This is a genomic window from Hydrogenophaga sp. (assembly GCF_030656115.1).
Classification (GTDB): Bacteria; Pseudomonadota; Gammaproteobacteria; order Burkholderiales; family Burkholderiaceae_C; genus Hydrogenophaga.
In genome coordinates, this window is the sequence record NZ_JAUSOO010000186.1 from 1 (window position 1) to 4,458 (window position 4,458).

5 protein-coding genes and 2 pseudogenes are annotated in these 4,458 nt (G+C 61.7%); all 7 read left to right on the top strand.

Annotated elements, in window-relative coordinates:
- Positions 1-135: pseudogene (locus Q7J58_RS23215) on the top strand (group II intron reverse transcriptase/maturase); the annotation flags it as partial.
- A 176-nt stretch (positions 136-311) separates the two neighbouring features.
- Positions 312-752 (top strand): CopD family protein, encoded by a 441-nt coding sequence (locus Q7J58_RS22625; RefSeq protein ID WP_304832341.1) that lies wholly within the window; start codon positions 312-314, stop codon positions 750-752.
- 4 nt (positions 753-756) lie between these two features.
- Complete coding sequence (locus Q7J58_RS22630; RefSeq protein ID WP_304832343.1) at positions 757-1,854, top strand: VanZ family protein; 1,098 nt, start codon at positions 757-759, stop codon at positions 1,852-1,854.
- Between the two features lie 28 nt (positions 1,855-1,882).
- Complete coding sequence (locus Q7J58_RS22635; RefSeq protein ID WP_304832345.1) at positions 1,883-2,221, top strand: (2Fe-2S) ferredoxin domain-containing protein; 339 nt, start codon at positions 1,883-1,885, stop codon at positions 2,219-2,221.
- A gap of 64 nt (positions 2,222-2,285) precedes the next feature.
- On the top strand, positions 2,286-2,909 hold the full coding sequence (locus Q7J58_RS22640; RefSeq protein WP_304832347.1) for an alpha/beta hydrolase: 624 nt from the start codon (positions 2,286-2,288) through the stop codon (positions 2,907-2,909).
- 68 nt (positions 2,910-2,977) lie between these two features.
- Positions 2,978-4,135, top strand: coding sequence for a D-alanyl-D-alanine carboxypeptidase family protein (locus tag Q7J58_RS22645; protein ID WP_304832349.1), 1,158 nt, complete (start codon positions 2,978-2,980; stop codon positions 4,133-4,135).
- 182 nt (positions 4,136-4,317) lie between these two features.
- Positions 4,318-4,458 (top strand): annotated as a pseudogene (gene rpsL, locus Q7J58_RS22650) (30S ribosomal protein S12); the annotation flags it as partial.

Below are 4,458 nucleotides of genomic sequence, written 5' to 3' on the forward strand. Positions count from 1 at the left end.
CTGGGGGCGTCCGATGATGTGGCAAACCAAGTGGCGGGCAACTGCCATAGATGGTGGCGCAACAGCAACGGGGTGATCAAAACCGTGCTGACCGTTGCGTACTTTGACGGGCTGGGGTTACCAAGACTGTCCTGACCTCAAGCTCTCGAACCGCCCGGTGCGGACCCGCATGCCGGGTGGTGTGGCAGGGGTGCAGCCGATAATGGCTGCCCCCTATGCCGATATCTGTTGTTTCTGTGACCGTGCCATGTCCAGGCGTTTGTGCGCGGTGGCTTGAACCAGGGGCGATGGGTGGCGGCTACACTGCGTCCATGCTTTGGGTCAAATCGTTCCACATCGTTTTCATCGCCAGCTGGTTTGCTGGACTGTTCTACCTGCCACGCATTTTTGTCAACCTGGCCATGGTGCCGCCTGAAAGTGTGGCCGAGCGGCAGCGCCTGCTGCTCATGGCCCGCAAGTTGATGCGTTTCACAACGCTGTTGGCTGTGCCCGCACTGGCTTTGGGCTTGTGGATGTGGCTTCCCGCGCCGGTGGGTTGGGGGTTCGGTTGGGGGCCTGGCAACGGCTGGATGCACGCCAAATTGTTGGTGGTGCTCTTGGTCATTGGTTACCACCACGCTTGCAGCGTCATGCTGCGCCAGTTCGAGAGTGGCCGCAACCGGCGCAACCACGTCTGGTACCGCTGGTTCAACGAGGCGCCTGTCATCATGCTGGTGGTGGTGGTGGTTCTGGTGGTCGTCAAGCCTTTCTGATGCGTTGAGCGCCCGTTCGTCTGCTTGGCCGCTGGCCCTGCTGTTTGCGGGCTTGGTGGTGTACGCCAGCCTTTATCCGTTCACAGGATGGCGGTTTCAGGGGGTGGCACCCTGGGCGTTTTTGCTGGCGCCGTTGCCTCAGTACTGGACCGGCTTTGATCTGACCGCCAATCTGATTGGCTACGCCCCCTTGGGTTTTCTGCTGGCCTTGGCCCTGTTGCGCTCTGGCTGGCGACGCGGTGCCTGGCTGTTGGCGGTGTGTCTGTCGGCGTTGCTCTCGCTGTGGGTGGAAACGCTGCAAAACTACCTGCCCGTGCGGGTACCGTCCAATGTGGACCTGGCTTTGAATGTGGCAGGCGCCACCGTGGGGGCCACCACGGCCTGGATACTGGAGCGGTTGGGTGGTTTGCGTCGCTGGAGCCAGTTTCGTTCCGACTGGTTTGATCGGGATGCCCATGGCGGGCTGGTTTTGTTGGCTTTGTGGCCGCTTGCTTTGCTGTACCCCGTGTCTGTACCCTTCGGTTTGGGGCAGGTGGCGGATCGGCTGGAATCGGGGCTGCGGCGTCTGTTGGCAGACACACCGTTGCTGGAGTGGTTGCCGTTGCGTGCGCAGGCGCCTTTGCCGTTGAGTCCGTTGGCCGAGGTGTTCTGTGTAGCGCTGTGTTTGTTGGCCCCCTTGCTCATGGGGTATGCCGATATGCGTTCGGTGATGCGCCGCTTGGTCTTTGCCGCCCTGTTCTTTTTTTGCGCGGTCTCCACCGCCTCCCTGTCCTCGGCGCTCACTTACGGGCCAGCCCATGTCTGGTCATGGATCAGCCCACCAGCGGGTGTGGGGTTGATCCTGGCGGTGTTGGGTGCCTTGGCGCTGTTGGCGCTGCCGCGCCGGGTATGCACGGTGGGCATGTTGTTGAGTCTGGCGGTCTCGCTGAGCCTGCTGAACCGGGCGCCTGCCAGCCCGTATTTCGCACAATCGCTGGAAGTGTGGGAGCAGGGTCGCTTCATTCGGTTTCATGGGCTCTCTCAGTGGCTGGGCTGGTTGTGGCCGTTTGCCGCGCTGGTGTTTGGGGTGCGGGCGGTTGTGCGCCATCCCGCTGGGCGCTGAGGGTGCCGACACGTTCTAAAATTCATCCATGCCTGAAAACAAGTCTTATTACGAGCGACACATTTTTTTCTGCCTGAACCAGCGCGAGGGTGGCGAGGATTGTTGTGCCCAGCACAAGGCGCAGGCGGCGTTTGACCGCTGCAAGTCGCAGGCCAAAGCGCAGGGCTTGTTGGGCCCGGGCAAAGTGCGCGTCAACAAGGCCGGTTGTCTGGACCGCTGCGCCGGTGGGCCGATTGCCGTGGTTTACCCCGAAGCGGTTTGGTACAGCTATGTCGATGAAAGCGATATCGACGAAATTGTGCAATCGCACTTGCGCGACGGTGTGGTGGTGCAGCGTCTGGTGACACCGCCCGACGTCGGCCGCTGACTTCATTGTTCTTTGCGCCCCGCCTGCCGCCGCAGGCTTGTACTGTTATTTCCGGAGTTCGCCCATGAATGCCCAGACCGAAACCCTGCTGCAGGACGGCCCAGCGGGTCGGCTGGAGGTCGCTATTGACCGGCCGGCAGGTGCCTCGGTGGGTATGGCGGTGGTTGCGCACCCGCACCCGTTGTTTGCCGGCACGATGTCCAACAAAGTGGTGCAGACCGTGGCGCGTGCCTGCGTGCAGGCTGGGTGGACCGCTGTGCGGTTCAACTTCCGAGGCGTGGGTCGCAGCGAGGGTGTTTACGGCGAAGGGAAGGGGGAGTTGGACGATCTGTTGGCCGTGATCGCAGCGCAAGCACCCGATGGCCCGTTGTGCCTGGCCGGCTTTTCGTTTGGGGCTTTTGTGACCAGCCACGCCGCTGCCCGGGTGCAGGCCACGCGCGACCTGCAGCGCCTGGTGCTGGTCGGTACCGCTGCCAGCCGTTTCGCCGTGGCCGATGTGGCTGCGGAACTCCATGGCCGTACGCTGGTCATTCATGGCGAGCACGACGATACCGTGCCGCTTGCAGCTGTGCTGGACTGGGCCCGGCCTCAGGTGTTGCCGGTGATGGTGGTGCCCGGTGGCGGCCATTTCTTTCACGGTCAGTTGCCGTTGCTGCGCGAACTGGTGTTGCGCCATGTGCGTGTCTGACCGCGGTTTACCCCGTTTCTTTTTTTTCATTCAAGGACAGCGTTTTGTTGCGTCGATTGTTTCTCCGAGTGTTGTTCTTTTCTTTGTCGGCCTGGGTCGTTTTTCCCGCTGCGGCCCAGCTGTCACAGCCGCCCGAGATCGCGGCCAAAGCCTATTTGCTGGTGGATCTCACGTCGGGGCAGGTGCTGGCGGCCAAAGACCCTGACCAGGCGGTGGAGCCCGCCTCTCTCACCAAGCTCATGTCGGCCTATTTGGTGTTTGACGCGCTCAAGGCCGGCAAGATCAGCCTGACGCAAACCTTTCCTGTGAGTGAACGGGCCTGGAAAATGCCGGGTTCGCGCATGTTCATTGACCCCAAGATGCAGGTTCCAGTAGAAGACCTCATCAAAGGCATGATTGTTCAATCGGGCAACGACGCCACCGTGGCCCTGGCCGAGGGGGTGGGCGGCTCCGTTGAGCGCTTCGTTCAGATGATGAATGAGCAGGCCAAGGCCCTGGGCATGGGTAGCAGCAGCTTCAAAAACCCGGAAGGTCTGACCGTGGCGGGTCACACCACCACGGCGCGTGATTTGGCCACCCTGGCCACCCGCCTGATGCGCGATTTCCCTGAATATGTGCCTTACTACGCCATCCAACGCTACCGTTACCCGGGAACCCCTGCCGCCAACGACACCAACCGCAACGTGCTGCTGTTTCGCGACCCCAGCGTCGATGGGCTGAAGACGGGTCACACCAACGCCGCAGGTTACTGCCTGGTGACCACCGCCCGTCGCCAGGTGCCTGCTCTGGGTTCGGGCCCGGAGGGGCAGCGCCGTCTGCTCAGTGTTCTGCTGGGTGCTTCCAGCGAGAACGCGCGAGCCGCTGAAACCCAGAAGCTGTTGAATTGGGGTTATACCGCCTTTGATGCGGTGCGCCTGTTTCCCGTGGGTACGCCTGTGGCCACGCCGAGGGTCTGGAAGGGCAAGGCACCGGTGGTGAAACTGGGTCAGCCTGGTGGCGTTGTGGTTTCGGTGCCTGCGGGTGAGGCGGGGCGTCTGAAAACCGAGGTGGTACGACCCGACCCGCTGGTTGCTCCGCTTTTGCAAGGGCAATCGGTGGGTGTGTTGCGCGTCAGCCTGGCCAGCGGCGCGTTGGTGGCTGAGCTGCCACTCACAGTGCTTGAAACCGTTGAAGAAAGCGGTCTGCTGGGCCGTGCCTGGGATGCGCTGCGCTTGTGGATCCAATGAAGTTCAGGGGGTGAACGTTCAATGGATTTCCCCTGCTTATGGGCCATCCTGATAGCCACACCCGCGCAGCCTCGAATCATTTGATTTGCCAGAAAAGAGGGGGCGTGCTACAGTCGAGGGCTTTTCGGAATCTTCCGGGAAGTATCCGTTTTTGCTTTTTTCTAAACGTTTAGGGACGTTTCATGCCAACCATCAATCAACTCGTGCGCCACGGCCGGGAGGTCGAAAAGACCAAATCCAAGAGCCCGGCCATGGAAAACTCTCCGCAGCGTCGCGGTGTGTGCACCCGTGTGTACACCACGACCCCCAAGAAGCCCAACTCC